The following is a 26,648-nucleotide window of genomic DNA, read 5'->3' as shown; positions in this document are numbered from 1 at the left end:
TAAAAGTGAAAATAAATAGCTTGCAAGTATCGTTGCGGTTTAAGCACAATTTCCTATCTGATAAACTACCCGCCTTATGGGATAGATGTTAACAGTAGTTGCGGTTTAAGCACAATTTCCTATCTGATAAACTATCGGCAAAAAGAAGGGTGAGAAAGCTATTGTTGCGGTTTAAGCACAATTTCCTATCTGATAAACTCTATGTGCCTTTAAGCCCCTGATTTTAGGGGCTTTTTCATGCCTTTAAGATTAAAAAAGGAGCTAAAATAGGGCTAGCTGATCTGGTATTTCAGCATTTTCGACAAGGGTTCTATCGTGAAAATACAAGATATCGCTAAATTGTTTGTCGGTAAAAAATAGTATGCTAACTTTTCCATTGGCGGGTAAAGCTTCTTTTATCCTCTTTACAATCGGCTTGCTTCGCTCTTTTTCTCCAATAAAGCGGAAATAAACGGAAAACTGTGACATTTCGAATCCTTCGTCTAACAAGAAGTTTCGAAATTGCGTTGCCGATCTTCTTTCTGACTTTTCCGTTACTGGCAAGTCGAACATAACCATGAGCCACATAAGTCTAAACTTACTCTTATCCATTTAAAATTGCTTGTAGGTTTAATAGGCTAGGGTTTGGGTATTGCAACAAAACTTTTTTTTCTTCATAGCTTTTATTGAGCGAGCGTACTAAGAATTGTATATGGTTAAGCAAAGAACTTGTAAAATCGTTAGATTCTAGCTCAACGGATAGTATGGATACTAGGCGCGACTTTATGTCTGGAGTAAGTTCATCTATGCCTTCTTGTAAATGTAACTTCCAAACCAGTAAATCAATAAACGGACGGAAGGGCTCCATAAGGTCATCGACTAATCGAAACGGATTGTTTTTGTTGCGGTGAAACAAACCTATAGATGGATGGAGTCCGCCGGCAACAACCGCCCTGGCTGTCGCCGAACGTAAGACTATATAACCATAATTGAGCAAGTTATTTGGCGATGGACCTGTACGGTAGCGTTTGAAGTCTTTGCCTAGAAGAAGAGGCCAGTAGCGTTTTGCGGCCTGACCTTCTAGGTTTTCCTTGTCACCAGAATTAACTTTTTTGCTGAGTTGGTAGAAAGCGCCGGCGGGTAACCCTAAGACTTCAAGCGTTTGCCCCTGGCGAAAAATCTTCTGACTCACTAACGATTTCCAGAGTTGTTTTTTTAGTGGCTGAGTTACTTTTAGCTGGTTGTCAATCTTTGCAGATTGATTGTAATGACCATCTAGAGGCCATAAGACAGAAACGGGAACAAAGGCTTGGTTGCATACGACAAGAGGAATATTGCGTTTCGCAAGTTCCATTAATAGGCTCTGGCTATAAACTAGCCCGTGGGCTGAGCCGATAATACTGTTAATATCATCTATGGGGACCTTACCTATTAGGTCCCCTGATTCCTTGATTTCGATAAACCCTCGATGGATAGAGAGATATCGGTTATCTTGAGTGATCTCTAATATCCTTGTGGACATAGCTACTCCTTTTTAATTTTATGGGCTTTTCGAGCGTGGCCTGGATCTTTGACCTTACCTAAGGCGTCAACAAATATCTTTCGAGCATTTTTTTCTTGTAGTTTGCTTGGTGACGCCGCCCAGCTTAGCTTATCTTTTTCCTCTTTGGCTACAAGGTGGCTTCTTAGATAAACTCTACCGCCAGTTACTTTTTTTACTTTCGCAATGATTGTTCTATTTTCTTCTTCATAAGCCACCATATCATTGATTTGTAGTCGCATAACGCGCCAGGCAGTAGGGTTACCTTTACGCCACTGAGGTGTGAAGTCTGGCTGATGAGCATCAAACATGGAAATGATTTCAGATTGCCATTTCCCTGCTTTTTTACCCTTGTCGGTACACCAGATATCAGCACAATAGTTATTCCCGCCTTGAACATAGCGGTAAGCCTTGCCGGTCTTATCCTTTATTGGAATCATGACATCATCAGACTTTTCGATATGAACTCTAACTCTGCGTACATTATGCTTTTTAGCGTACTGCGCTAAAAAGTCCTGCCATTGCTTGTTAGTTGGTTTTGTGGAGAGTTTCTCCAATAAGTCGTCTCTAATTGTTCTGTTAGCTACTTCTAAGACTTTCTTTTCTTTATTTTCAATGTTTAGGAATGGTTTGCGCGTGGCATAGATTCCAGTGTTCTTTTTCCTGCCATCAGAAATCCGACCGTAAAAGGTTTCTTCATGTAATGAGCCTATTGTGGTTGAACCGTTTGGTTTTCCATGATCTGGTTTGTAAGAGATAACGATATCATTTACAAGATTTTGAATTTTAGGACGTTCGAAACCTTGAAAAGGGTATTCGAGCTTTTCTAGCAATTTGCTTGTATCGTGTGCGCGTTTAGATGCTTTAGACACTTTGTTGAGAGTATTGCGGCTTGTGCAAGCTACGACCAAAGCATCAATGGCGTGATGCCTATGATCCGAACGGTCTTTAGTATCATCTTCACTAATTAGGCTGTTTAAACCCCAATGATGTCTTAACATTGATGTTAACTGTCCTGTTACAGCGACCACTTTATCTTTATGACAAGCATAGGTCATGTATTCTCTAGCTACTCGGGTCATATAGCGGGTGTCATTAAGCATCCTTGCTAACAAGTCACCATTTTCACCTTTCCATTTATCCCATGCATTTGGCTCAAATCTCCAGCGTTTGCTTTTATTAGCAAAGTTTTCTACGCGGGCAATGATTTCATCCCAATTGTAACCCTCGGGACTATGGCCAAAAGCTTCATAAGGAGATTGATTGCCTTTGAGTCTGTTGGCATCTCTATGCGATAGGACTTTATTTGCTCGTGAGTCGTCATAGCTTAGCGAAAAAGGTAGTAAGTGCTCTACTTCATAAACTGAATTGAAAATATCATGTGATGAAATTATATCACCAGTAAAAGGGCAGCAGCGCTCATTCGGTGACTCCGCGAGGTCTTCCCAAAGTTTATATTTCATTTTGTTTTGGTAGTTTTGGACTACCCCAAGCTTTTCAAGTTCTTCATTAATTCGTTCATTATCATCACGGCCTTTTCTTAGATCCCTTTCAAGCTTTGAGTATTGCTCTGCACCAAGGGGAAGCTCTCTTGCTAGCTCAAGGTGTATTTCCTCTGGAGCAGAACCTAATTGCTTAATTAATGCATTTACAACTGTTTTTAATTGATTCAAAGCTATGTGAACAGTTGGGTTGTTTATTTTCCCGTAATATTCTTCTGGTGTTGCGTCTTTACCTAAAGAGCGGTCTCCACCTAACACATAACGCTGAAGGAGTTGCCCGTAGTAGGGGAGGTCACCATCGTTATAAACTTCACCGGTGTGGAACTGACTGTGGTCTATACCTTCTTTCTTACAAGCTTTGTCGTACGTTAAACCACTTTTCATATGTGGATTTATTTTTTCCGCGGCTTTGAGGCTTATGCTTGCGTAACCTTGCGGGAGTTTTGCAGTTCCAATGGCTTTTAGCTTGGAATCACTTAAATCGAAATTATCAGATAGCCAGCTTTTCAAATCATTTTTGTTGGCAACAGTTACAATTTTATCCACAACCTGATTTTGTGTTGCAAGGTCGAGCTCAAACCATTCAGCTCCAAAGGCTGTATCATCAGAAAGTTTAAAGCTTGTTAGATCACAGTTTAATCCTTTTCGGCCAAGTTCTTCGAGGTTAAATGAAGATGCTCGATTCAGGTTGGCGAGTTTTTTAATTTTTGCCCAGGTTAGAAGCCCGTTCTTATTAACTTCAGCAAAATTAGTGGTCAATTCTTTTAAAATGATATCTTTTTGCTGTTTTGTAAGCTCTGGGTCATCGGGAGTGTATTTTTTTAATTGCAAATTTGCGACTTCCTGAAAAATCCTAAACCTTTGTATTTCTGGATAACCTTGTCGTCCTCTTTTTTCTCCTTCAATCAAGGTGCACCACCCAGGCTCAGGTATTTTTAAAGGGCGTTGCTCTATAATGATATCTGTTAGCTCTTGCTGGATTTCAGATGTCAGTATCTCTGGATAAAACTTTGACTGGTATGTCAGAATAGTTTTAACTTCGTGCTCCATCATTTCCCTAGAAATGTAAAAGTCCCACTCATTTTTACCTTTCACAGTGTTAGGTCTAAGCCTCACCGTTTCTTTGTTGTTATGCTTTTCATATAAAAATTGGCCTACCGTTTGGCCGTTGAGCTTTTCTTGGAGATCTTGTATGCCTCCTTTCATGCCAGTTAATTCAGAGTCTGAAGTATCATCGAGTATGCGGTTACTTTTGAAACCACGACGTTGATTGATGTGAAATAGTGCTCGCCCTAATTCAAAGAGAGGAACTTGTTTGATAGCAGACTCTGCTCGAGCTTTCCAAGGATCAATAAGTTCAATATTTTTACGCTGTGTTTTGTCTTTTGGCATCAAGCCATATTTAATCAATGCGTTTAATAGTTTGTTGCGTCTTTCAATATATCTATCTCTTCTACGTCGCGCAGATCTTTTTTCTCTGCGTGTTACAGAAAGAGGTTGCTTACTTTTAGCGTCTCGACCATCTGGGAAAATTCTAACTCCCATATCGATGATATCGTAGGGTTGATTATTGTTATCTAATTTTACGGCACACCAGCCAAGAGAGGTAGAACCCATGTCGATTCCAAGTCTATATTTCATTGTATCCTTTTCCCTTTTATTTGTTATGGCTGTAGTAATACCTCAAAATTTGACAAAATTCAATTTCTGGAATAGATTACTCGGACAGATAGGAAATTGTGGTTTTTCCGTTAACAAGGAATTTCCAACAAATTAAAAAGCAGGCTACGGCCTGCTTTTCTGTTTATGCCTTATTTGTTTATTCAGTAATGAATTAAGCAGAAATTTTGCCCCGCCTTGATTAGCTTCACTTAAATCTACTTCGCTCAAAAAGCTCTACAGCGGCCTATTTGTGCTCTAGGGCGGCTTTTTTGTTTTTTCACCCAATTCCTCGCTAAAGTCATTTTTGCATCACGGAGAGGCTTAAAGGGGCATTAGGGAAGGTTTTATAGGTTGAATTGAGGGCTTGAACACGCTTTTTTGAGCTTTCGATTGGTTTATACCTCATTTTCATCTCATATTTGCATTCTATTAGTTTTACTTATCCTAATGGTTAGTAAATGTCCTGTGAGTTTGTCTTATAGTTGTAACATTTAATGCTTATAATAGGCACCAAGTTAAACATTCACAGTCTTAATCTAATAGGAGATGGTTATGAGTGAACATATCGAAAGTGCATTAGTTGCTATTATAGCTGTAGTTTTGGTATCGGCGCTAGTCGTTACGTTTTTCTAAAAGTTATCTAAAAAAGTCGTTTCATTAGGTATTACCCCAAAATACCCTACCCGAACGTCACCCCCATCACGGCGTTCGGGTTTTTTATTGGCTTTAATTTGGCCCTTCGTTACAATCATTTCATCGTTTTTTAACTGTCACCTACCTTGTCAGATTATATTCGTTTAAAACCGGTTGTTGAGCTTAGCGAAATTCCTGTTACAGCATGGAGTGAGCTTTTAAAAGCTTTACCCGAAGACCAGCAAGATCATCCTTTTATTCAATATGAATTTCTTAAGACATTAGAATCGACTCGCTCGGTTTGTGTTGAGTCCGGCTGGCAACCTTGTCATTTAGCTTTTTATCAAGGGGACGATCTGGTTGCTGTGTTGCCTAATTACATCAAAGGCCACTCTTATGGCGAATATGTGTTTGATTGGGCCTGGGCGGACGCTTATCAGCGACATGGCCTAGATTATTACCCTAAGGCGCTTACAGCGGTACCGATGACGCCGGTTACAGGGCCTCGTTTATTAAGTCGCTTAGCGCCTGAAAACACGCCTGCTTTGATTGATGCGGCCTGTCGCTGGGTGGAGCAAAGCGGTATGAGTAGTTGGCACCTTAATTTCTTAACACACGCAGTCTGTGACTCTATTGCGACTGAATCGTTGCAGTCTGACTCTTTTCTTCGCCGCCAGGATATTCAGTTTCATTGGCACAACCATGATTATTCAGACTTTGCGAATTTTCTAGCTTCCCTTAAGGCGAAGAAGCGTAAAAATATCGTTCGTGAGCGTAAGCCTTTTTTAGAAGAGGATAGCGGCTGGACTTTTGAATGGCTCGATGGTGATAGTGCGACAGCCGAGGATTGGCAACTATTCGATAAGATGTACCGCAACACTTTCGATAAAAAAGGGGGCTGGGCCCAGCTATCCAACTATTTCTTTAGGGCTTGTGCGGAATCGATGCCTAAGCAAACCTTATTATTATTCGCTAAACACCAAGGTAAGCCTATTGCCGGGGCTTTTTTCATGCGCTCAGAGTCTAGGCTTTATGGGCGCTACTGGGGCTGTTTTGAGGAAGTTGAGTTCTTACACTTTGAAACCTGTTATTACCAAGGCATTGAATACGCGATTAAAGAAGGCTTGCAGGTGTTTGAGCCAGGTGCACAAGGCGAGCATAAGCTCGCGCGCGGCTTTATGCCGGTGTTTACCCATTCGTTGCATTATGTCTGTCGCCCGGAATTCCGCGAGGCTATCACCGACGCTGTAAATCGCGAAAATGATTGGCTGGATTTGCGTTGCATTGACTACTTAGCACACAGCCCCTACAAGCAAAAACATGACTAAATTTTACTAGGATTGCTGGGTGGGGCGTTATAGACTGAGCATTATCAATGCGTTAGTACATAGGAGTCACCCATGAAGTATGAGTTAGATATCATTATCAATAAGCCGGTGGATGAAGTGGTGGCTTTGTTTGATAACCCCGATAATTTAAAAGAATGGCAACCTGAGCTGGTGTCTTTTGAGCATGTTAGTGGCGAAGAGGGGCAACCGGGCGCAAAGTCGAAACTGGTCTATTTGATGGGTAAAAGAAAGTGCGAAATGATAGAAACTATTGAAACGCGAAACCTGCCACAAGAGTTTACAGGAACCTATGAAACAAATGGGGTATTTAATCGAGTGGAAAACCACTTTAAAGCGGTTGGCTCGGATCAGACTCATTGGAGCTCGATCAACGAGTTTCAGTTTACAAGCTTCGGCATGAAGTTGATGGGCTTTTTTATGAAGAAAGCTTTTCCAAAACAAACTAAGTGCTACATGCAACAATTTAAAGATTTTGCAGAAAAGGAATAATGACTCACCATTTATGAAAACATTAAGTAAAATTTTTATACAGGGGCTTTTTGCGATCCTGCCTATTGTTTTAACCATAGCCATTATCGTTTGGTTAATAACCACTTTAGAAACTTACCTAAGTAAGCTGCTATTGTTGGTGATGCCAGCCAGCATGTATTGGCCGGGCCTTGGTCTAATTTTAGGGATTCTTTTAATTTTCGGCCTTGGGCTACTGATTAAGTTTTACTTGGGGCAGTTGATTATCAAGGGGCTTAACCGACTGATGGAGCGAATTCCAGTTGTCAGTGCGGTTTATAGCGCCTTTAACGATATGGTTCGCTTTTTATCACCTTCTGAGAAAGAAGAGCTACAAAAAGCTGTTTTGGTTGAGGTTCAAGAAGGCGCAGAAGTGATTGGCTTTGTCACCAGCGAAGATGTTGAGCTTGGCGAACGTTCAGAGCTGATAGCGGTTTACATCCCCATGAGTTATCAAATCGGTGGCTTTACCCTGTTTATGCCAAGGGATAAGGTCAAGGAGTTGGACATGTCGCCGAGTGAAGCCATGAAAAAAGTCCTGACCGCTTCAATGGGTAGCGAAAAGCGTCTAACACCGGATAAAATCTAGATTTCATAAGGGCGCCATTGATTCAGTTGCTATTTGTGATGGAGTAGTCTTTTCTGTAGAATGCGCGCCTTGTCTAACCCCGTTCTGGGGTGGTTCATCTGCTCGGTATGAAACATGATTGATTTATTAGTAAACAAAACAGCTAGCCTGAAAAATGACTTATTGTCAGGTTTAACGGTGGCTCTGGCCTTGGTGCCTGAGGCTGTTGCCTTCGCCTTTGTCGCGAATGTTGATCCATTAGTAGGGCTTTATGCAGCCTTTATGGTGGGTTTAATCACGGCAATTTTTGGTGGCCGTCCCGGTATGATTTCTGGTGCTACGGGCGCTTTAGCCGTAGTTATGGTGGCATTAGTTGCCGATCATGGTGTGGAATACCTGTTTGCCACAGTGGTCTTGATGGGCATTATCCAGATGCTCGCGGGGTGGATGAAACTGGGTAAATTGATCCGTATGGTGCCACACCCTGTAATGCTTGGCTTTGTGAATGGTCTTGCGATTGTGATTTTCCTAGCGCAATTGAAGCAGTTCGGCGTTAAAGACGAAAATGCTCCAAGCTGGTTGGACGGTACTTTCCTCGAAGGTTCTAGTATCGACGTGGCCTGGATGCAGGGCTCTGAGCTCTATTTGATGCTCGGTCTAGTGCTGTTGACGATGTTTATCATCTATATCATGCCAAAAATTACCAAAGCGATTCCTGCTTCATTGGCGGCTATTTTGGTCGTTTCAGCGTTGGTTCTTGGCTTTAATATGCCAACTAAAACAGTTGGTGATATCGCTAGTATCGGCGGTGGTTTCCCTGAATTCCACATTCCGTCGGTGCCTTTAAACCTTGAAACTTTCAAAATCATTCTGCCTTATGCGGTGGTGCTAGCAGCGATTGGTTTGATTGAGTCTTTATTAACCTTGCGCTTGATTGATGAAATCACCGAAACACGCGGACAAGGTAACCGCGAGTGTTTCGCCCAAGGTTTGGCCAATACTGCGACCGGCTTCTTCGGTGGTATGGGCGGTTGCGCCATGATCGGACAAAGTTTGATTAACGTGAACTCGGGCGGTCGTGGACGTGCTTCAGGAATCGCCGCAGCGCTATTCTTGCTGGCCTTTATCTTGTTCGCTTCAAGCTGGATTGAGCAGATTCCAGTTGCAGCCTTGATTGGCGTTATGTTTATCGTGGTTATTGGCACCTTTGAGTGGGCTAGTTTCCGTATTATGCGTAAAGTTCCGCGCCACGACGCTTTCGTCTTGGTTGTGGTTTCGGTAGTCACCGTAGTTACAGATTTAGCGATGGCGGTATTTGTCGGTGTGATCCTATCGGCACTGGTTTTCGCCTGGACAAGCGCTAAGCGTGTACGAGTTCGCCGTACTGAAAAAGATGGGAAAGCCTTTTATACAGTCCGTGGGCCTTTGTTCTTTGGCTCGACAACACATTTCGCCGAGCAATTTACGGCGCGTACCGATTTAGACGAAGTTTATATCGACTTTGCAGAGTCACGGGTTTGGGATCACTCAGGTGTTGAAGTGATTGATTCCTTAGCGGCACGTTACGAAAAAGCGGGAAAAAAGCTCCACTTGTTACACTTAAGCCCTGACTGCATTAAGTTGCTGAAAAAAGCGGGTAATTTAGTTGAGCGAAATGCAGCTGAAGATCCTCGCTATTTTGTTGCAGATGACCAATTAGGCGGCTAATAGACATTGACTGACGAAAATAGCATGACTAAAGAAAAGCCTTTTGCGGCGCTGACGCCAGACTTCATTTTAGATGCGGTCGAGTCAAGAGGTTTTTATTCGGATGGTCGTGCTATTGCTTTAAACAGTTACGAAAATCGTGTCTTACAGATTGGGATTGAAGAGTCAGATCCTGTTATTGCAAAGTTTTATCGTCCGAACCGTTGGACAAAAGCTCAGATTCTAGAAGAGCATGAGTTTTGCTTTGAATTAGTAGAGCAGGAGCTTCCAGTGGTCGCTCCGATGGTCACTCAGGGCGAAAGTCTCTTCGAGTATAAAGGGTATTACTGCGCTTTATTTGAGCGTAAAGGCGGTCATGCACCTGAACTGGATAACCTTGATAGTTTATTTACGCTTGGCCGTTTTCTGGGACGTATTCATAAAGTAGGGCAGGCCAAGGATTATGCCGAGCGTCCTGATCTAACCCCTCAAACTTATGGCAATGACAGCATAGATTATATTATCGAGCATGCCTTGCCACCTGAAGTGAAAATGCCCTACGAAAGCTTAGCGCGCGACGTCATGAAGTTAGTGGATGAGTTGTGGCAAAAAGCCGGTCAGCAACGTTATATTCGAGTGCATGGTGATTGCCATGTGGGAAATATTCTGTGGCGTGATGATAACCCACATTTCGTCGATTTAGATGATTCGCGTATGGCGCCTGCGGTACAGGACGTGTGGATGTTGCTATCTGGTGAGCGTGATCAGCAACAAAAGCAGCTACTTGAAATTATTGAAGGCTATCAAGAGTTTTGCGACTTCAATGTTGCCGAGTTACAGCTGGTTGAATGCTTACGAACTCTGCGAATGATTTACCACAGCGCTTGGTTAGCGCGTCGTTGGCACGATCCAGCGTTTAAGCATGCTTTCCCATACTTTGGCTCAGTTCAATACTGGCAAGAGCAAATTCTAGACTTGCGCGTTCAGTTTGCCGAATTACAAGAAGCTCCAGTTAGCCTACCCATTTATTAGTTGATTTTTTATATTGTCGTCCTGAACTTGATTCAGGACCTAGCTTGAATTTATGACTTATACTGACAAGATCCTGAAACAAGTTCTGGATGGCAGGCGTGTCGTGCATACCGAAATTAGCCCGCGTTTAGTGTAAATTCAGTTTTCTCGTGCTAGTCTAAGCTCATGAAAAGCACCCATCTACATTATTTATATAGAAGCTTACTGTTAGCTGTAATAGCTGTGCTGCTAAGCAGTTGTGCCAGCACACCAAAGTCATCGAGCAAAAGTACTAAGTCTATAAACACTTCAAAGATTCAACACAGCGGTAATAAAGGCCTAACAATAGCCCAGATCGCTGAAGCTATGGTGGGGGTGGATTATCGTTATGGTGGCAGTAACCCTGAACAAGGCTTTGATTGTAGTGGGCTAGTCTATTATTCTCATACTAAAGTCGGCGAGCAGGTGCCTCGCGTTTCTTATGCGCAGCTAGCAGCTTCTGACGAAGTGGCTAAAGGCGACTTACAGCCCGGCGACTTACTTTTCTATCGAATCAACGGCAAGCCATCTCATGTAGGAATTTATATAGGCCATGGGCGTTTTGTTCATGCACCTTCTAGCGGCAAAAAGGTTAGTGTCAGCTCGATTGAAAATGTATACTTCAAACCTCGCTTCATTAGAGCCGGGCGTTTATATACCGATGACGACCAGTAAGAACATGTCAGAGCAAGAATCACCAAAGTGGCACTTATACATTTTGCGATGTAAGGACGAAACGCTGTATACAGGGATCACCAATGATCTACAGCGCCGCTTCGAAGAGCATCAGTCGAACAGCCCGCGATGTGCAAAATATCTGCGTGGTCGTCAGCCTCTTACCATGATTTACCATACCGAGTTTAGCTCTAAATCTTTGGCGCTTAAAGCCGAAATTAAAGTAAAAAAGCTCACCGCCAGCCAAAAGAAACTGCTTGCCTCAGGGCAGTTAGTGATTAATGAAATCGCCGATACCCACTAGTTAAGATAATGAAATTAAAAAGCTTAGACAGTTTGAACTATGACAGTTTTGATGGAGAGAGCTTTGATTATGAAAACTTTGACTATGAAGTAATCCGAAGCGATCGTAAAACGCTGTCAATCGAGGTTCACCATAACCGAGTAAAAGTTAGAGCGCCTAAAAAAGCTCCTGACGATTGGATTGAAGGATTTGTTTATCAAAAAGCCAAATGGATAGCGCGCAAGCTCGTTGAGCAAGCAGAATGGCATCAATCACGCCTAGTCCTGGAAAACGGGCAACTTATTAGCGTTTTAGGCAAGCCGCTTGTTATTCGCGTTAGTCAAGGCGCTAACAAAATTACCCTTAGCGATAGCGAGTTTCTAATCCGTAACAAAGACCTATCGCCGAGTTCAATCGCAAAACAAATGGATCGTTGGTTATTAAACCACGCCAAAGAAAGCTTGCCACAAAAAGTTCAAGCCTGGGCAGAAATCATGGGGCTGGAAAAGAAACTAAGCGGAGTTCGTTTTCGAAAAACTAAAATCCAATGGGGGCACTGCACGCGAAAGGGCATGGTTCAACTCAACCAGCTTATTCTGCTTACGCCGTTATACGTTATCGACTATCTCATAATTCACGAACTAAGCCACCTAAAGCACTTAAACCACTCCAAACGCTTTTGGGGCATGGTCGAATCATACTGCCCTGACTATAAAAATGCTGAAATTTGGTTAAAACAACAGGGACATAGTGTTTGGTATTAATGAAACTTGCCGTATTGATTCCTTTAGTCAAAACGTTTTGTTGAGTGAAAATTAACCACAAAGACTACACAAAGCCTTAGTTTTCCATTACAATTCCGCCTGAAATTTGCACTGGATTTACGTTCCAGAAAGCTGAGGAAAATTGAATATGTCTATATCTGCACCTAAAGCAGGCGAAAAGTCTATTGTTGTCTGCGCCCTATATAAATTCGTAACTCTCGAAAACTTTGAAGAAATCCGTCAACCATTACTGGATGTCATGCTCGATAATGAAGTTAAAGGTACCTTGCTACTAGCGCAAGAAGGTATAAACGGTACTATCGCTGGCACACGCCAAGGCATTGATAATGTTCTAACTTGGATTAAGAGTGATGAGCGCTTGGCTGGGCTTGATCATAAAGAGTCTTTCGAAGAGTTTATGCCGTTTTACCGCACAAAAGTAAAACTAAAAAAAGAAATCGTCACCATGGGCGTTGAAGGTATCGACCCTAAAGAAGTGGTGGGGACTTATGTCAAGCCTAAAGACTGGAATGACCTAATCTCAGACCCTGAAGTTTTATTAATCGATACGCGCAATGATTATGAAGTGGGTATTGGTACTTTTAAAGGTGCTGTAAATCCGAAAACAGAAACTTTCCGTGAGTTTCCTGAATACGTCAAAGAAAATTTAGATCCTAAAAAGCATAAGAAAGTCGCGATGTTTTGTACCGGTGGTATCCGCTGTGAAAAATCGACTGCATATTTAAAAGAGCAAGGCTTCGAGAATGTGTTCCACTTAGAAGGCGGGATCTTAAAATATTTAGAAGAAGTGGATAAAGAGGAAACGCTGTGGGAAGGCGAGTGTTTCGTTTTTGATAATCGTGTGGCTGTAGACCATGATTTGAAGAAAGGGCAGTACGATCAGTGCCATGCATGCCGTATGCCAATCACGGAAGAAGAAATGCAGCATGAGAAGTATGAGAAAGGTGTTAGCTGCCCACATTGCTACGATAAACAAACGCCGGAACAACGCCAGCGTTACATTGAGCGCGAACGTCAGGTTCAGTTAGCCAAAGCTCGCGGTGAGAAGCATATCGGCTCTGAAGTCATTACCGCTATAGCAAAGCGTCGTCAGTGGAAAAAGCAAACTAAAGCACAGCAAGCTATCAAAAATCAGGCGAAGAGAAACTAGTCCCCTAATGTCTTTATTTATTAGCAAAGATATATCTTTAGGCGATCATGAAATTGATTTACAGGCCATTCGTGCGCAAGGCGCGGGTGGCCAAAACGTCAATAAGGTCGCTTCAGCGATTCATCTGCGCTTTGATATCGCTCATTCTTCATTACCAAAAAAAGTCAAAGAGCGATTGTTTAACAGTAACGACTCAAGAATTACATCGGAAGGCGTTCTGATCATTAAAGCGCAATCGTTTCGCACACAAGAGCGTAACCGCGACGATGCCATTAAACGTTTACGAGAAGCCATACAGCGTTGCTTAAAAGCACCTAAAAAGCGGATTCCAACGAAACCTTCGAAGGCGGCTAAGCGTAGAAGGCTTGAGAATAAAAAGCAAAAGGCTCAGAAGAAATCTCTCCGTGGAAAGGTGGATTTTTAGCGCTTACGGCTTTTTCTAATGAAGCTGTCTCTCAATCCTTTACATTTGTTCAAAACTATTTCCTTGCATCCCACCTTTAACTCCTTATATTAAATAGTAAGTTGTTCTTAAATCGAGAACTTAAATAATTTTTAAGGAGAGATTTATGGCAGAGTTTAAAAAGTCAAAAGACAAAGTGATTGCAGGTGTTTGTGGCGGTATTGCAAAGTGGCTCGGTTGGGATACATCCTTAACCAGAATCCTCTACACATTACTGACTATATTTACTGCTTTTGCAGGTGTAATCGTTTACATTATTTTATGGATTGTAATGCCAAGCGAGTAAGTGCTTGGGATAAAATTTTAAAGAGGTACATATGATAAAAGTCGGTGATAAACTGCCCAATGTTACGGTTAAGGTAATGGGTAAAGATGGTCCAGAAGACATCCAAACGGATCAAATATTCTCTGGAAATAAAGTGGTATTGTTTGCTGTGCCAGGCGCCTTTACGCCAACCTGCTCGGCAGCCCATTTACCTGGGTTTGTCGTTAACTACGATCAAATAAAAGAAAAAGGCGTGGATACCGTAGCTTGTATGTCGGTTAATGATGTATTTGTTATGGATGCATGGGAAAAAGATCAAAACGCTGAGAATTTACTCATGATTGCCGACGGTAATGCAGATTTCTCAGAGGCTTTAGGACTAGAGATGGACGGCACTGGTTTTGGCATGGGCGTTCGTTCGAAGCGTTTCGCCATGATTGCTGAAGATGGCGTGGTTACTGCGCTTGAAGTCGATGAAACAGGCTTCGAAAAAAGTTCCGCTGAGAATATTCTGTCGTTACTTTAGAATTAAACTAGGAAGTAACAAAAAGCCACCGAGAGGTGGCTTTTTTGTGTAAATGATTTTATCAAAAAATCTTTTTTAAGATTTGTCGCCAGTTTGAATGACGTCGCTAACTTCAGTAGCTTCTTTGGCTCGTTCATTTTCAGCTTCAAGTTGCTTTAGAGTTTCCTCCAAGCCTACTTTAGAAATCTGCTCGCGGTACTGGTTAGCATAGCTTTTAGCCATACTGACACCTTCAATAATGACATCAGTGACTAACCAAGTTTCATCCGGTTGAACCTTTAAGCGATAATCAATAATGATAGGTTCGCCTTCGTTTGGTTGAATGGTCGAACGGACGTTGGCTAGGTTGCCACTTTTTGAGTATTGAGTGTCGTCATAAGTAATGGGCTGGCCATCATAGTTTGCAAGACCTTTAGAGTAGCTATTTAACAGTAAGCCTATGAATTCTTTGATAAATTTTTCGCGCTGTTCTTTGGTCGCTTGTGTCCAATAAGTCTTACCTAAGATTCTTTTAGCCATATATTCACTGTCGACTTCAGGCAGTAAATAATCACGAATCAGGCTTTTGGCATATTCCGAATCGGTTTTAATCTTTTCTTTATTGCTTAAAATCTCAGAGCTGATTTTTTTGGTAACAGTCTCCAAGTGTATTTTAGGGTCTTCAAAAGCCAAACTGGACAGGCTGAAGGTTAAAAATGTTAAAGCAATCAGGGCTTTAGAAGCAAGATGTTTCATGGTTTCCCCTTAAATAAGGATTTCTTACACTAAATAAAGTGGCTGTTATTTTACCTTTGCCGACCATCTTAAACAATCGACCTGAACTAATGCTTAATGGCTTTAATGATTAGTTCCAAATTAAAACACTTGTTAAATACAACGCGCAGGTTTGGGCAATCCAGCAATTTTAGTAGCTTGTTTAGCTGGGCCTTCTGGAAATAAGATGTGTAGGTAGATGCTATTGCCTTTCTCTTTTGACCACTGATTAGCAAGATACTTAACGAGTGGTCGAATCGAAGGGCTAGTGTTAAATTCGACATAGAACTGTCTGACATATTGAATTACTTGCCAATGGTCTTCGTTTAGCTCTATACCTTCTTCTATAGCAATAGCGGATGCTACCGCTTCATCCCAAACGGAAGAGTCTGTGAGGTAGCCTTCTTTATCGCGAGGAAGAGCGCCTAAGTCAACGCTCATAACCAGGACACCGTTTTATCATAGGCTAGAGTTAACTCGACGAAGCCTTCGTAATCTTTAATGTTCCAATCGTCCTTTGGAGTTAACCCTCTAGCGATAAGATCTTCCTCAAGCACATAATAGTCAGTATTGGCCTTGTCTTGGGCGGCTATAACGACTGCATCTTCTACAAGAATAATGCCGTCGTCCGCGCTCATGGCTGATTGACATTGCGACAGTAGGCTTGGTTTATTCAGAATATAGAGTGTTTTCATAAATAGTGCTTATAGCATAAAGACAAAGTCAGACTCAGAGATGACTTGCTTGATGGTTTCTTGTGAGGTGGTTTCGGCAACTGGCAATAGCTGCTCCTGGGTGATGCCACGCTCATCCAAATCATGCTCCGCAATTAAGCGTGTTTCGATGCCATATAAATCCAGCGCCTTAAAGGTTGGGCTATGATTCTTCATATAGAGCACATCGGGCTGCTGATTATCTAGTAGCTGGTAAACGCCGTCTTCAATAAACAAAGCTTTTATGTCCATGTCAAATGCCGCTGCCATTAAAGCAATATCGAGTAACTCACGGCCAGACTGCAAGCCATAAGGGGCTTTATTGAAGATGATTGATAGGGATTTACTCATAATGAATATCTCACGAAGTTCACCCAAACGTTATAAGCCGATCGCTTTCAAGCATGGCTTCGGTTAATTGCCCTAAGCCACTAATTTCGAAAGCTGGGTCTAGGTTATCACCCGTTAGGGCGTTGCGATCCGCTTCTACTGCATTAGTAATTCCGCGCTTCATGGCAACCGTGACACAAGCGACTAACTCAAAATCATGCTCAATCGCTAACTTTGCCCATGACTTGGTTAAATTATACTCGTCAGAAGGAGGGTGGTTTAAGCGACTAGCCACCAATACGCCATCACCATAAAAAAATACACGCTTAAGCTCGTGGCCAATCGACAATAAGCTTTTGGCAAATTGAATGGCACTAAACTGACCTTGGGACGAATGTGGGTTTGCAGTTACCAATAAAGAAAAAGTTGCCATACAGCATTTAAACAAATAAATTAGTATGCATATTTTATAGGAATTAAAAACAAATTGTTAGGTGCGCATACATGAAGAACCTCGGGCAGTGTATTTATATACTTTGCGTAACCCTTATTTTGAGTTTTATAAGTGTTAAAGCGAGTGCTACTGCTTTTTTCGAAACAGGTGAAGCGCAAGTAACAACTACCCTCGACAATGGTGGTTGGGTCACAGTTAACCTCCAAAAGTCTTATGTAAGCCCTGTGGTGATTGCCGGCTCGGTAAGCCATAACAACGTCAACTCACTTTCGGCAAGAATTCGGAATGTTAGTGGAAATAGTTTTGAAATTGGGGTTCAAAGCCCCTGTGAATCCTTTAATCAGTATGCTGGCACAACGCCACCAGCGGCAAACACCTGTCCGATTGTCCCGTGGGTGAGTGAATCAATCCAATGGATTGTCATTGAGCAAGGAACCTGGGTATTTCCTGATGGAACTAAGGTTGAAGCCTATAATCACCCAACAAACACCTTAAGAAGCAAGGCCGGTTCAGGCACAGCAAGAGATATCGTCTCATTCAGCCACACTTACACAACGCGCCCAGCCATTATCCATAGTGTCAGCAGTTTTAATGAAGCTGACTGGGTTACGTCTTCTGTTTGGGGGCCAACAACAAGAAGCAACTGGCCAGATACTACCGGATTCAGCATAACTCTTGAGGGTGGTGAAGCTGAGAATTCTCATGCTACCGAAGTAATTGGGTGGATGGCAATCGAACCAGTGACTGGTCTCAATAACGGCAATAGATACTCGGCGGGCGTAGTAGATCGAATCGTCGACAGACACAACGACGAGTGCCAGATTATAAACATAGGGGCTAGTTACACTTCGGTTCCAAATGTTATTGCAAAACATAATACGATGGCTGGTGGTGATGGCGGATGGGTTAGATTGTGTGGTACAGAGGTTGGGTTGAGCAGCTTTTTTGTGCATATGGATGAAGACCAAGTGACGGATGTTGATAGGACCGGTATTGACGAAGCTGTTTCTTGGTTTGCTTTTGAAAGCGGTAGCTTCGGGGTTTTAGAATTTTTAACTGCAACTAAAACGGTCACTGATGAAGATAGTGATGGGGTTGCTGGGCCTGGAGAGTTACTGACTTATTCGGTAACGATTACTAACCAACAGGATGACTTTGCACAAGTTAATAATCCCGCGAGTACGGGGCCTGAGTTTATAGATCTGTTGGATACAAACGTAAGTTTTGACTCGGTAGTGTCAGCTTCGAGCGGAAGTTTGACCTTTAACTCGACCGCAGGGCGACTTGAGTGGCAGGGGAGCGTGCCTGCATCTAGCACTGTGACTCTACAGTACCGTGTAAGAGTAAATCCCGATATGTCGATTTGTGTACTCAGCTCTATCAACAATCAGGGACAATTAAATATGGATCCGATTGAAGATACGTCGGTTATAGGAGATATTGATAATCTTAATCAAGTGACCGAGTTTACAGATGATCCAAGCCGAGACGATGGAGTGGATAGTGATGCGGATGGAGCGACTGCTGATGATGACGCTACCGTCATTACTGCTGGCTGTCTAGCCGATATCTCAGTCACTAAAGACGATTCATCTGTAAGTTATACTCCGGGACAAGCCTCGAGCTATACTATTGTGGTGTCCAGCTCTGGACCCCATACCGTTAATGGTATGCAAGTATCTGACTCATTACCTTCGGGGTTGACGATTAGTGGGGCTATTTCTTGCTCTGTTACTACCGGAACGGGAAGTTGTGGCGCGCAATCAATATCCGGTCAAAACTATAGTCAATCGATAAATTTAGACAAAGACAGTGCTATAACAATTGTTATCCCTGTTATTTATGACACCGACCCTTCAAGCTTTTAACAAAAAACGCCACTAAAATAGTGGCGTTTTTAATCTTGTGTGAGTTCTTTGGGGTGCTTATTTTAAACCCAGAACCTCTTTACCTTGTTTAAAGGTTACATCCACAGGAATTTGCTTTTCTTCAAGATGCTTTAAGTCGGCAGCTAACTGCTTGCTGATAACTCCTTGATTATTCAGTAAGTTTTTAGCCGCTTCATAATCACCGTTACCTTGAATCACAAGAATGGTTTCTGATAAGTCGTTCATCGCTTGCGTCATTTTGTCGAAGTTTACGCTGTATTGGCCAGTTTCTTCATCGCGCTCGAAAGCACCTTTGTCTTTAAAGAAATTGAAGCGAACCATGTTTGCTTTACCGTGGGCACTGCTTGCGCCAAAGCGTACAGAGCGGAAGATGCCAGCTAAGAAGGTGACGTAGTTATCCATCAATTCGCCTTCTTTAATTTCGCCTTTTTCATAAAGCTTACTGATCATATACAAACCAAGGATATCGGCTTTGCCTTCTTCTAACGCTGACGCTGTTTCTTTAAGTGCGCTACGAACAGTGCCTTTATCATTAATCGTATTCTTAATTCCTAAGCCGTGGGCAACTTCATGGAACATTGTGTTTGCGAAGAATGCATCAAATGTGATGTGTTTGCGCTGATCTTCGGCAATCAGCTCATCAGCAATAGGCACAAGAATTTTGTCGAACTTAGCGCGCATAGCGTTTTTCAGTTGTAAGCGACGGGTACCTTTCGCTAGTTGCACTTTTTCATCGTTCGGCAGGTTAATTGCTATGGTTTTTGAGCCAGCATTACTGTCACCAGCATAAAACACGACGTCATAGGCATTTAAGTCACTATCTGTGCCTGGCATTTCTTGCTTATATTTCTGCTCTACCGGAAGGCCTTTTTGCAGCTCTGGTAAAAAAGCGGCAAAACGAGACAGGCGCTCACTCCACTCAAGATCTTTAATTAAGACATAAGCCGAGAAGGAAGCTCGGTAACCAAAAAGCTGATCTTCATAGGTTTCAATTGGACCAATAACGACTTCGACAGGATTGTTTTTCATATCCATCCAAGCAAAGTCAGACGGCTGATAATTGTCAGTGATTAAAGCATCAGCGCGTAGCTTTAGGTAATTTTTAAAATCTTTATCTTCAGCAAGCTCTGATGCTTTATGTAAAAGTTCGCTAGCTTTTATAAGTTCTTCTTTAAAGGCTGTAGAGTAGGGTATTAAGGCCAAATTACCTTGGTCATCGCGTCTAACCAGTGTGTAAAGACCTTTTTTACCTTCTTGTTCCCAGTTCTCAAACTCAGTAACCGTCATATCATCTGGATAAAACTCGGCGCCTTTGCTCTTTTTGTCATAGCCTTCAAGGAAAGGTTTGTTATTGTCCAATCGATCCCAGGGACCATAGTTTATTTGGGCGAACTTTTTGGCTTTTGGATCTTCGATGCTCGCTAATAGCTCCTGCTTATTACCATAAGCCTGTTTCCAGAAAAGGCCATCCATGATTTCACCGGCCTCAATCAGCAGCCCAATCATTTCTTTTTGGTTATCGGAAAGATGGCTCAAGTCACTGGTTAGCGTGAAAGGCGCATAAATGTCGAAGCGTGAATATTCCTCATTAACTTTGTCATCTGACCCATTTGTTGTATCAGACCGATCAGATACTACGCTTTGCTCAGCTTTAACGCCGTTATTGACGTTGCCAGTGGGTTTTTCTGAGTCATCAGAGCAGGCGCCTAACGCCATGAGTACTGAGAAGCTCAAAGCACAGATTGATATATTTTTAAATTTTTTCATGCCTTATCCTATTGTTGTAATGCTTTATGGTTTCGATGGTGCCAATTTTACCACAGCATTAGGGAATTTTTCCGATTTGGTGTTCACTGCTCAAGACTGACCTGAAAGTCGTCTAAAAGCGACTAAATACGTACTTCTCACGCTTAACCTGCTTTACCCCAAAGTCTTTATTTTTGAGCATCTCAAAGACTTCATCTACCATATTAGGGTTACCACAAAGGTAAGCAATATCAGTTTCAGGATCTGGGTTTAGTTCGGCAAGCTTGTGTTGGACATAGCCTGAAAAACAGCCGGGCTTTTCTTCACGACTCAAGCAGGGGTGGAAGTGTACATGATCCAGCAGCGCGACTGCTTTGAAGTCGTCTAGGTAAAACATATCTTCTAGGTATTGTGCGCCAAACAAGATGTGGAACTCTGTATCAGTTCGAGTTCTCATTTGCTCAATCATGCTACGGTAGGGAGCTACGCCTGTTCCTGTGCCGACTAAAAATACACGTTTTGGCAACTCTTCGGTTAGACAAAGAAGTCCAAACGGACCGGTCATTTCCATTTCTTTGCCAGGCTCTGCATTAAAGAATAGCTCGCTTGCTTTGCCGCCCTCAACATATGAAATCACAAACTCAATATAGGTCGAGTTAACACCATCGGTTTCCATATTGGCGATCGAGTAGCTTCGCTTAATAGGGCGATCATCCATTGTACCAATCATAAAAGAAACGAACTGCCCTTGTTTATAAGTAATCGTTTTTGGTTCTTCTAAACGAAAAACAAGTTTTCGTACATTAGGGGTAATCGGTTCATTCGTTTCTAGGCGAACTTTGTAGCTAGGGATTGCCATTATTGACCTTGGTTCTTTCCAGAGTTGGATTTTGGCACCTATTATATAAAACCATGCGTAAATATCTAGGTAAGCCAGAATCTAGGCAAGATAGAGTCACGCCAAATATAAATTTTTGTTAATTCCGGTTCAGTTATGGTTCATTTCACATTTGTTCTACTGTTAATCAGGCTCCCAAGTGAACGCCATGATTAGCTGTCATAAGTTAAGCGGTGCGCATGTTAAAGGGGTAATTAACGATAGGAGACAGTGATGTTAAATAAAACCATACAATATTCTGCAGTTGCTCTAGCGGTTATGTTAGCGAGCACCAGCGTGAGTGCGGCACCAGAAAAAGAAACGGTTGCTGTGGGTAGTGAGACAAGTGCAACCATAACAAAGGCCATCGCAAAGCGAGCTGCGACAACGACCACTATTAACGATAAAAGCGATGCGGTCACTGTCAGTAAACCACCGCTATTTAATACTAGCGCCTCGCTTCAGCGCACCAACACCTATAGCAATCAGAAGTCTGCTAAGAATTTAAAGCAAGAGCTCAAGGCATTCCAGGCTTTAGACTTTAATAACAAGGCAAAGAAAACGCGTGCTGAAATGCAAAAGTACCGCCAAGCGAATAGCACCTTAGCAAAATCGTCAGGTAATGCCGAGAAATACGGCAGTAATCACCTTTATATCCATGATGGTGCGGTGTATCTTTATGATGACTTGGATGGCGATGGTTATTACAGCAAGTTGCGTGTAGATTTTGACGTGGATTCACCCTATAGCGACTACTTTGATGTGTATGCTGAGTTGTTTATTCGCCGTGTAGGTGATGCTGAGTGGACCCACTACTATACAACCGATGTTTTCGAAATTTATTCAGATTACAGCTCTGATGAGTACAGCGTTACCACTCGCTTGAATACGGGTTTCCCACCAGGGAATTACGAAGTTTTAATCGACTTGTTTGAATACGGGTACTATGGTGTTGTCGATACTTTGAGCCCATACAACGATTATGATTTAACTAACTTGCCGTTAGAAGATAAAACCTATGAGTCGAGCGGGGTTTACACAGATACTTATGTTGATAGTGTGAAAACTGAGATTTTCACCGATGCCGATGGTGATGGCTTTTATCGTGAGTTTACGATTTCGTTTGATGTTGATACTGAAAGCAGCAATTTACGAAACGTCTACGTCAATCTTTATCAACGAACTAATGGAAATCAGTGGCAGTTTGAAACAACTACCGACGTCTTTACGGTAGATGGATTTAGCGCCGATGATGTTTATGAGATCAGTGGTGATTGGCAGTCAGGCTATCCTGCAAACTACTACGATTTCAAGTTAGAAGTAATTGATGCGGACACTGGAGAAGTTTTGGACGATGTGTCGCCAGAGTTCTCATCCTTGCTACAAGTTCCTCTAGAGGATGCTAATAACGATACTCGTAAGTCGGATCCAAACCCGCCAAGTTCGACGACAAGTTCAGGAGCTGGCGGCGGTAGTACAGGGGCCTTGACCTTAATTTCTCTAGCGCTATTAGGAGCTTGGAGACGAAAGGTTAAGCGCTAGAACTACAAAAACCATCTAAATTGGTATAATCTTGCTGATGCTTTTAAAGGGGGAGTCATTCTAAAAGCATCAGCAAGGCATATATTATCCTCATATAAAATGCTCTGCTAAAACCTAAAAAGGATATCGAATCTTTAGCCGAGTTTTCACTAATGGTTTCAAATTACTCTATATGCCGTCTACCTAACGCGGTGGGAGCTTGGCGTTTTTCGCAAAGGTATGATGGTTGAAGCGTTCGATGAGGCGGTTTGATTGCAATGCAAATCTGACGAAAACTTTTGTTACAAACTTCGTCCAAATTCTAAATCAAACCGTTATAATGTAGCACTTGAACGAAGAAGAATAATATTTGTATGAGCCAGTTTTATCGATTATTAATACTCACTTTTTTCCTTACACCTGTTGCTACGCTTGCTGTGGGCGAAGTCGGGGCAGACGCAGCCCAAATGTCTGTAATTAATATCCCAAAAACAGACCAAGCGATAAAAGTCGACGGTAAACTTGATGAAGCCTTTTGGCAAGACGCTACTGCAGTCGATTTTCGCTACGAGACCCAACCTGGTCAAAACATAAAACCCAAAGTAAAAACGACAGCTTACGTTATAGAGAGCGGCGACTCTTTATATGTCGCGATTAAAGCATACGATCCAAATCCTGAGGAAATCCAAGCGTCTTATAAAAAGCGTGATGAAATCTATGGCGAGGATATTGCGGGCTTTAAAGTTGATACTTTTAATGACGAACGTAAGGCCTATAATTTCTTTGTGAACCCGCTAGGAATTCAAAGTGATAGTATCGAAGATGATGTCCTGAAGCGTGAAGATAGTTCTTGGGACGGGATTTGGAATAGTGCTGGGCAGATTACAGATTATGGTTATGTGGTTGAAATTGAAGTGCCCTTTAAGGTGTTTCGCTTCCCTAACTCTAAGGGGATAAAAACCTGGGGAATAGATTTCGTGCGCTTTTACCCAAGAGATGTGAATCATCGATTAGCCTATTCGCCAAATGATCGCGACTTGAGCTGTACCCTATGTCAGATTGGTAAAGCTAAGGGGTTAAGCGATATTGTTAGTGGAAACAATATTGAATTAACACCATACGTCGCGGCCAATAAATCAGAGTTTAGGGCACCACCAGCACAGACCGATTGGCAGGGTGAAGGCGTGGATTACAATGCTGGTATGGATTTTCGCTGGGGGGTTACTGATAATTCAGTGTTAAATGCCACCCTCAATCCAGACTTTTCACAAGTCGAGACCGACGAAGCGCAGCTCGATGTAAATAATCGCTTTTCATTATTTTACTCAGAGAAGCGTCCCTTCTTTTTAGACGGGGCGGAATACTTCAGCACCCGCTATAACTTACTTCACACAAGAAATATTGCAGATCCTGATTACGGCATTAAGTATACCGGCAAAAACAATGCACACTCTTACGGGCTGCTAGTGGCCAGTGATAGTACCACGAGCTTTATTATTCCAGGCGCACAAAGTTCAAGCTTATACACGTTGCAAGACGACAACTTCCAGGATGTTGAGAGTGATATTGCTGTTGCCCGTTATTCGTTAGATGTCGGTGATAACTCACAGGTAGGCTTCTTGGCTACGAATCGCTCAGCGGGTGACTATGAAAACACGGTCTTATCCATCGACGGAAGCCAAAAGCTTTATGACGCAGGAACATTGCGTTATCAGATCATGCACTCAGACTCGAAGAATACTGAGGATATGCAGCAGCGGTTTGGCTTAGCTCCTAAAACGACTGGTCGTGGTTTTGAAATAAACTATAGTCACCGCGATACTCATTGGAACTGGTATCTGACGCACGCGGATATTGATGATGACTTTAGAACGGATTTAGGCTTTTTAGCGATTGTTGGAAATAGAAAGGATGTAGGAGGCCTAGGTTATCGTTGGTATGGCGACGAGGATGACTTTTTCTATGAATATAAAGTGGGTGGTGAATATAAAGAGCGTCATCTAACTTCTGGTCAAAAATATGAAGAGCAAAAAGAAGTTCATTTTAAAGTTGATGGGCGATTGCGCTCTTATTTTATGGTCGGTGCGGGTTCTAGCGATGAATATTTTGCAGATCAATGGTTCTACAGAGATTATCATTGGCTCGAGGGTAGCTTAAGGCCCATAGGGCAGCTAAGCGTGGGGTTCCATGCGATGTCTGAAGACGCAATTGACTTTCGTCATGCGCGTTTAGGCGAAGCTCTGAGGTACGGTTTTTATGCTAATTGGCAGGTAAATAAACACTGGTATATTAGTGGGGATATGAATAAAACCGACTTTGATATTGGTAGCGAAGACTTATTTGATGGGACAATTTTGAACCTAGGGACTAGCTATCATTTTGATGATAAGAGTTACTTAAGGTTGATCGTTCGCTATAAAGATGTTGAATATAACACAGCGTTATATTCGAATCCTGAGCAAGTAAGTGAAGATACAAGAGTAAGTCGTCAACTGCTCTATACCTATAAATGGAATCCGCGAACAGCCTTTTACTTCGGCGTTTCTGATAATGGTTTTGAAAATGATACGGTTAACGAGTTTGAGAGAACGGGCAAATCAATATTTACCAAGTTCAGTTATGCTTTTCAGCTGTAATCATAAAAAACGCGCCTTGAGCGCGTTTTTTTATTGTCGGTAATCTAGTCAATAAGACTTTAATCAAAGAATCGTTTCTGCGCTTCCTGTGGAATATCCAAGCCTGTAACTTGTGCTCTTTGAAGTAATTGCCAGTAATAACGGTAAGTTGCTCTATCGTGCAGTTCCCCGTCGTATTGGATAGGTCCCCAGTGATTGTCTTGAGCAGCTATCAGTATATTGCAGGCATCGTTCACCTCAGAATAGTCAGGCTTCATGGCATCCACGATGGACTTAATTTGTGTCGGATAAATACTCCACATACGTAAAAAGCCAAAGTCATTACGAGCTCGTTCAGCATCTTTATAGGTTTGGTAGGGATTCTTTAAGTCTAATGTAACATTATGCGATGGCACCACGTTATTAGCTAAAGCTGCTGTCACCATATCGACTTTGGCTCGCGCAAGAAGGGGGTGCTCAAACTGACCGGGACTGCGCATACAAGACGCTGGAATGGCACCTTGATGATCACTAACGAAGTCCATCATGCCAAAATCCAATACCTGGACCCATTCAATCGCGGCTATTTCCCAAGCTTCTTTTAGGGCACCATGTGTTTCGATTAAGACGTGAATAGGAATTTCGCGTTCGATGCCATGCTCTTTTGCTTTAGCTTTAATATAATCCACCATTTCTTGGATATTGACGGCATTATTGGTTTTAGGGAGGGTAAAGTAGGCCACTCTATCACCAATTGCAGGCATAAGAATATCGATGTCCGCGCGCCAATGATCATGACTGTAATCATGAATTCTAACGCCTGCCATATTGTGTTTATTGAGATCACTGGATAAGACTCTAGCGATCATTTCAGCGTGCTCTTTTTCTTTACCAGCTTGGGCGCCGTCTTCACAGTCGCACGTTATATCAAAAATAGGGCCAAACTTATCTTGAAGCTCTAGCGCTTTAGTGATGAGTTTTTCGCTACCTGCGAAATGTTCGCAACTAGGAATAACCGGCAGTTGCTTTTCAGCATTGAACAGGGCGGTATTAGGATGAACCATTGAGCTCACTATTTTCTCCTTATAAATCAAGTGTATAGCAAAAACGAAGCAAAACCTTCATTA

General features: G+C 42.3%; 26 protein-coding genes and 1 CRISPR repeat array (1 of these 27 only partly in view). Of the genes, 15 read left to right on the top strand and 11 right to left on the bottom strand.

The window, feature by feature from the left end; all coding sequences use genetic code 11:
- Positions 1-199: a CRISPR direct-repeat array (repeat unit 36 nt; unit sequence GTTGCGGTTTAAGCACAATTTCCTATCTGATAAACT); it reaches 1,025 nt to the left of the window's first position.
- 62 nt (positions 200-261) lie between these two features.
- Genes cas2 through cas9 form a run of 3 tightly spaced genes read right to left on the bottom strand, consistent with a single transcriptional unit; the run spans position 262 to position 4,662 of the window.
- The gene (cas2, locus tag ABD128_RS10965) at positions 262-591 is read right to left on the bottom strand and encodes a CRISPR-associated endonuclease Cas2 (protein WP_343990231.1); all 330 of its coding nucleotides are present in this window, start codon (positions 589-591) and stop codon (positions 262-264) included.
- A complete protein-coding gene (gene cas1 / locus ABD128_RS10960; protein ID WP_343990228.1) occupies positions 584-1,501 on the bottom strand; it encodes a type II CRISPR-associated endonuclease Cas1 in 918 nt (305 codons plus the stop codon). Before cas1 ends, cas2 begins: the two co-directional genes overlap by 8 nt.
- 2 nt (positions 1,502-1,503) lie before the next feature.
- Positions 1,504-4,662 (bottom strand): type II CRISPR RNA-guided endonuclease Cas9, encoded by a 3,159-nt coding sequence (cas9, locus tag ABD128_RS10955; RefSeq protein ID WP_343990225.1) that lies wholly within the window; start codon positions 4,660-4,662, stop codon positions 1,504-1,506.
- 800 nt (positions 4,663-5,462) lie between these two features.
- On the opposite strand from cas9, the gene ABD128_RS10950 reads away from it, so the two are divergent.
- The 12 genes from ABD128_RS10950 to ABD128_RS10895 all read left to right on the top strand — a co-directional run bounded on the left by ABD128_RS10950 (position 5,463) and on the right by ABD128_RS10895 (position 14,623).
- A complete protein-coding gene (locus ABD128_RS10950; RefSeq protein WP_343990222.1) occupies positions 5,463-6,644 on the top strand; it encodes a GNAT family N-acetyltransferase in 1,182 nt (393 codons plus the stop codon).
- 72 nt (positions 6,645-6,716) lie between these two features.
- Positions 6,717-7,154: an SRPBCC family protein gene (locus ABD128_RS10945; RefSeq protein WP_343990219.1), complete on the top strand. Its 438-nt coding sequence runs from the start codon at positions 6,717-6,719 to the stop codon at positions 7,152-7,154.
- A 13-nt stretch (positions 7,155-7,167) separates the two neighbouring features.
- Positions 7,168-7,761 (top strand): DUF502 domain-containing protein, encoded by a 594-nt coding sequence (locus ABD128_RS10940; protein ID WP_110201456.1) that lies wholly within the window; start codon positions 7,168-7,170, stop codon positions 7,759-7,761.
- Between the two features lie 114 nt (positions 7,762-7,875).
- The gene (locus ABD128_RS10935) at positions 7,876-9,447 is read left to right on the top strand and encodes a SulP family inorganic anion transporter (protein ID WP_343990211.1); all 1,572 of its coding nucleotides are present in this window, start codon (positions 7,876-7,878) and stop codon (positions 9,445-9,447) included.
- 24 nt (positions 9,448-9,471) lie between these two features.
- A complete protein-coding gene (locus ABD128_RS10930) occupies positions 9,472-10,458 on the top strand; it encodes a serine/threonine protein kinase (RefSeq protein ID WP_343990208.1) in 987 nt (328 codons plus the stop codon).
- 165 nt (positions 10,459-10,623) lie between these two features.
- A complete protein-coding gene (locus ABD128_RS10925; protein ID WP_343990206.1) occupies positions 10,624-11,151 on the top strand; it encodes a C40 family peptidase in 528 nt (175 codons plus the stop codon).
- Positions 11,138-11,455, top strand: coding sequence for a GIY-YIG nuclease family protein (locus ABD128_RS10920; protein ID WP_343990203.1), 318 nt, complete (start codon positions 11,138-11,140; stop codon positions 11,453-11,455). The genes ABD128_RS10925 and ABD128_RS10920 overlap by 14 nt, the downstream gene beginning before the upstream one ends.
- 8 nt (positions 11,456-11,463) lie before the next feature.
- Complete coding sequence (locus ABD128_RS10915) at positions 11,464-12,198, top strand: M48 family metallopeptidase (protein ID WP_343990200.1); 735 nt, start codon at positions 11,464-11,466, stop codon at positions 12,196-12,198.
- 148 nt (positions 12,199-12,346) lie between these two features.
- The gene (gene trhO / locus ABD128_RS10910) at positions 12,347-13,369 is read left to right on the top strand and encodes an oxygen-dependent tRNA uridine(34) hydroxylase TrhO (RefSeq protein ID WP_343990197.1); all 1,023 of its coding nucleotides are present in this window, start codon (positions 12,347-12,349) and stop codon (positions 13,367-13,369) included.
- Between the two features lie 7 nt (positions 13,370-13,376).
- Positions 13,377-13,793, top strand: coding sequence for an alternative ribosome rescue aminoacyl-tRNA hydrolase ArfB (arfB, locus tag ABD128_RS10905; RefSeq protein WP_343990194.1), 417 nt, complete (start codon positions 13,377-13,379; stop codon positions 13,791-13,793).
- A gap of 145 nt (positions 13,794-13,938) precedes the next feature.
- Positions 13,939-14,118 carry a PspC domain-containing protein gene (locus ABD128_RS10900; protein WP_343990191.1) on the top strand — a complete coding sequence of 60 codons (180 nt, stop codon included), beginning with the start codon at positions 13,939-13,941 and terminating at the stop codon, positions 14,116-14,118.
- A gap of 31 nt (positions 14,119-14,149) precedes the next feature.
- Positions 14,150-14,623, top strand: coding sequence for a peroxiredoxin (locus ABD128_RS10895; RefSeq protein ID WP_343990188.1), 474 nt, complete (start codon positions 14,150-14,152; stop codon positions 14,621-14,623).
- A gap of 75 nt (positions 14,624-14,698) precedes the next feature.
- Here the strand turns inward: ABD128_RS10895 and ABD128_RS10890 are convergent, their stop codons facing one another.
- From ABD128_RS10890 to tusD, 5 genes are all read right to left on the bottom strand, one after another.
- The gene (locus ABD128_RS10890) at positions 14,699-15,358 is read right to left on the bottom strand and encodes an MlaC/ttg2D family ABC transporter substrate-binding protein (RefSeq protein WP_343990185.1); all 660 of its coding nucleotides are present in this window, start codon (positions 15,356-15,358) and stop codon (positions 14,699-14,701) included.
- 132 nt (positions 15,359-15,490) lie between these two features.
- Positions 15,491-15,817 carry a TusE/DsrC/DsvC family sulfur relay protein gene (locus ABD128_RS10885; protein ID WP_343990182.1) on the bottom strand — a complete coding sequence of 109 codons (327 nt, stop codon included), beginning with the start codon at positions 15,815-15,817 and terminating at the stop codon, positions 15,491-15,493.
- The gene (gene tusB / locus ABD128_RS10880) at positions 15,814-16,071 is read right to left on the bottom strand and encodes a sulfurtransferase complex subunit TusB (protein ID WP_343990179.1); all 258 of its coding nucleotides are present in this window, start codon (positions 16,069-16,071) and stop codon (positions 15,814-15,816) included. The genes ABD128_RS10885 and tusB overlap by 4 nt, the downstream gene beginning before the upstream one ends.
- 9 nt (positions 16,072-16,080) lie before the next feature.
- Positions 16,081-16,440, bottom strand: a complete 360-nt coding sequence (gene tusC, locus ABD128_RS10875; protein ID WP_343990177.1) for a sulfurtransferase complex subunit TusC — start codon at positions 16,438-16,440, stop codon at positions 16,081-16,083.
- 19 nt (positions 16,441-16,459) lie between these two features.
- Positions 16,460-16,852 (bottom strand): sulfurtransferase complex subunit TusD, encoded by a 393-nt coding sequence (tusD, locus tag ABD128_RS10870; protein ID WP_343990175.1) that lies wholly within the window; start codon positions 16,850-16,852, stop codon positions 16,460-16,462.
- 119 nt (positions 16,853-16,971) lie between these two features.
- On the opposite strand from tusD, the gene ABD128_RS10865 reads away from it, so the two are divergent.
- A complete protein-coding gene (locus ABD128_RS10865; protein ID WP_343990172.1) occupies positions 16,972-18,741 on the top strand; it encodes a DUF7927 domain-containing protein in 1,770 nt (589 codons plus the stop codon).
- Between the two features lie 57 nt (positions 18,742-18,798).
- Here ABD128_RS10865 and ABD128_RS10860 read toward each other — a convergent pair whose 3' ends face one another.
- Together ABD128_RS10860 and ABD128_RS10855 are read right to left on the bottom strand one after the other, a co-directional pair.
- Complete coding sequence (locus ABD128_RS10860) at positions 18,799-20,529, bottom strand: dipeptidyl-peptidase 3 family protein (protein WP_343990170.1); 1,731 nt, start codon at positions 20,527-20,529, stop codon at positions 18,799-18,801.
- A gap of 112 nt (positions 20,530-20,641) precedes the next feature.
- On the bottom strand, positions 20,642-21,367 hold the full coding sequence (locus ABD128_RS10855) for an FAD-binding oxidoreductase (protein WP_343990167.1): 726 nt from the start codon (positions 21,365-21,367) through the stop codon (positions 20,642-20,644).
- Between the two features lie 252 nt (positions 21,368-21,619).
- On the opposite strand from ABD128_RS10855, the gene ABD128_RS10850 reads away from it, so the two are divergent.
- Positions 21,620-22,927 (top strand): choice-of-anchor H family protein, encoded by a 1,308-nt coding sequence (locus ABD128_RS10850; protein ID WP_343990164.1) that lies wholly within the window; start codon positions 21,620-21,622, stop codon positions 22,925-22,927.
- Between the two features lie 353 nt (positions 22,928-23,280).
- Positions 23,281-25,542, top strand: a complete 2,262-nt coding sequence (locus ABD128_RS10845; protein ID WP_343990161.1) for a carbohydrate binding family 9 domain-containing protein — start codon at positions 23,281-23,283, stop codon at positions 25,540-25,542.
- A gap of 59 nt (positions 25,543-25,601) precedes the next feature.
- Here the strand turns inward: ABD128_RS10845 and ABD128_RS10840 are convergent, their stop codons facing one another.
- Positions 25,602-26,594, bottom strand: a complete 993-nt coding sequence (locus ABD128_RS10840) for an HpcH/HpaI aldolase/citrate lyase family protein (protein WP_343990158.1) — start codon at positions 26,592-26,594, stop codon at positions 25,602-25,604.
- Between the last annotated feature and the right edge of the window lie 54 nt (positions 26,595-26,648).

The organism is Kangiella japonica (assembly GCF_039523535.1).
Classification (GTDB): domain Bacteria; phylum Pseudomonadota; class Gammaproteobacteria; order Enterobacterales; family Kangiellaceae; genus Kangiella; species Kangiella japonica.
This window is presented reverse-complemented; position numbering and strand designations above follow the sequence as displayed.